The 2,114-nt window shown below is 41.3% G+C and carries 2 protein-coding genes; both read right to left on the reverse strand.

The features are described 5' to 3' along the window. Nucleotides 1-278: 278 nt before the first annotated feature. Nucleotides 279-1,589: an IS4 family transposase gene (locus DOT_RS25110; RefSeq protein WP_009624406.1), complete on the reverse strand. Its 1,311-nt coding sequence runs from the start codon at nucleotides 1,587-1,589 to the stop codon at nucleotides 279-281. A gap of 45 nt (nucleotides 1,590-1,634) precedes the next feature. Beyond that, a complete protein-coding gene (locus DOT_RS25115; protein ID WP_009624407.1) occupies nucleotides 1,635-1,832 on the reverse strand; it encodes a hypothetical protein in 198 nt (65 codons plus the stop codon). Between the last annotated feature and the right edge of the window lie 282 nt (nucleotides 1,833-2,114).

Consider the following 2,114-nt stretch of genomic DNA (forward strand, 5'->3'; position numbering starts at 1 on the left):
ACCCAATGCCATCAGTTTAGCTAAATACAGCGGGGCTGATGAATTGTTGATCCAAATGTGGTTGAACAAACGAACCGTACGGACAGAACATCATCGCCGATGCTGTTGAACAGAGAAAATTGAAAAATACAAAAGTGCTTTAGACATCCCTGCAATGTTTGGCAGAGCTAGTCTAAAGCGTATTGGTTTTGTATGCTGTGAAAGCGCTTTCGTTGTTTAATTCCATCCCCGGCTTCAGCTGCTCAGCAGTTCAGTGTCAACAGCGTACACATTTACTCCTAATATGACTTTAATTTGTTAATGCTATTGTTATTATCGGTCTTAAACTTGACTGGGAACTTCCTACCCTTTCTTATCGGCACCTTGTGTCTCGCAACTTTTGTAAGCATCGCATCGTACATTTGCAGCCTCTTTGTCGCATCCTCCTCAAGCATAATGAGTATCAAATCATTCTTGACGAAGCCGATGGCCATGTTCTCGTTTATTTTCATTTCATATTTGTACTCGGTTTGGTTTATAGTCTGCTCCGCCTCGTTTTTCACAGATTGGACAATGTTGTAGGCCAAAACGCTCGAAAAAAAATCCTGTTCGATTAGTTGCGGAATGCTACTTGTGAACTTTTCGATTTGAAGTTTTTGCTTAAGGCTAAAATACGCCGTCTCAATGCCCCATCGGGCGCTGTACAATTCCGTGATGTCACCATACGAGAATTCCTCGATATTTGTTATTAAATATTCTGTCTCCCCGGAAACCAACGGGTATTTGACAATCCTGACCCTTGTGTGGGTCTTGCTTTTAGTTGCCTGGAAAAGCTCTTCGTTAAGAAATCTGCTTCTTTGAAGCCTGTATTTTGTATGCTTTATCTCTACAATCTCGTCAAGAGTTGCCATACGAGATGTTTCTTCGATGTAATAAGAATTTGCCTTTAGCCTGCACAAGAATTTCAAACCCTTTTGCTCAAAGTATTGCATGAATCCCAGCGATACGTAATTTCTGTCCATTATGTATATTTGGCCATATGGGTATACAAGATTCTCGACCCTGTCTATATGCCTTATGGCCATGCCTATTTCTGCCACCCTGTACTTGTCTACTATTCCGTCTAATATATGATGATTCAATAAATCATAGCATATGGAAACGCTAGCCCTCGCGACGCCACTATTGCTGTTTCCAGATAGCCCGTAATTTTCAATGCAGGCCCGGGTGTTCGGAACCTCCATGTCGCTGCCGTCAATCGCTAAAAGGATATAACCATTGAAAAGCTTGGTCTCGTCAGGATAATAGGAATAAAATGCGCTTAAATATGAATCATTCAAATCCCTAAAGACCAATGGGGACAACTTCATCCGTTGATCAAAAAGCGATTGGGCAGAAATGCTTACATCTTTATTTATCTTGCCAAAATAGTTGTTTGTCTCCATATTCGTGCACAGTCCTTTTTTATTCAAGCAGTAGTATATTATATCTCTTGCCCCCATTTTGCGCGAGCGGATAAAGTTCTTTGGATTTAGTCGGGCTTTTTCTAAAATCGAATCGTCGGCAATCCTGTCCCGCAATAACTTAAGCCCATCTATCCCAAACCCCATCCCTCTTCCCCCCTATCCGCAACCCGTCGCCAACCTCTCACTACGTTAAGGGTCATCATAGACCAGGCGCGGTTTTTTCTTAGTGTAAGCCGCCTTTAAGTAGGGGATCTGCTCTTCGGTAACAGGTCCGAGATTAGCTTTCACGAACTGCACAACACGCCCGTTGACACGTTTGTTCTCAACGAGGCTGGCATAATAATGCTTTTTATTTCCATATGTTTTAGTCAAAATCTTAATAAACATCTCACTACAATTATAGCAAACTTCATTAAAACTACAAGATTTATCACATATTATTCTCACTACATTTTTGCATTGTGAGACAATCGCGAATTGTCTCTGCCAGGCGTTGAGGAAACGCTCAGAGCCGCTTGGTTAACGACTACCTGAGCCTTGAGAAGTTTGCGCTCATATAAAAAGCCGATCGAACATTTTCTATCCATTCGACCGACTACCTTAATTCATATTTATCACAGAAAATAGGGCTTTTCAAAAGAATTATTGCTTAAACTGATGACATTGGGT

It is taken from the genome of Desulfosporosinus sp. OT (assembly GCF_000224515.1).
GTDB lineage: Bacteria > Bacillota > Desulfitobacteriia > Desulfitobacteriales > Desulfitobacteriaceae > Desulfosporosinus.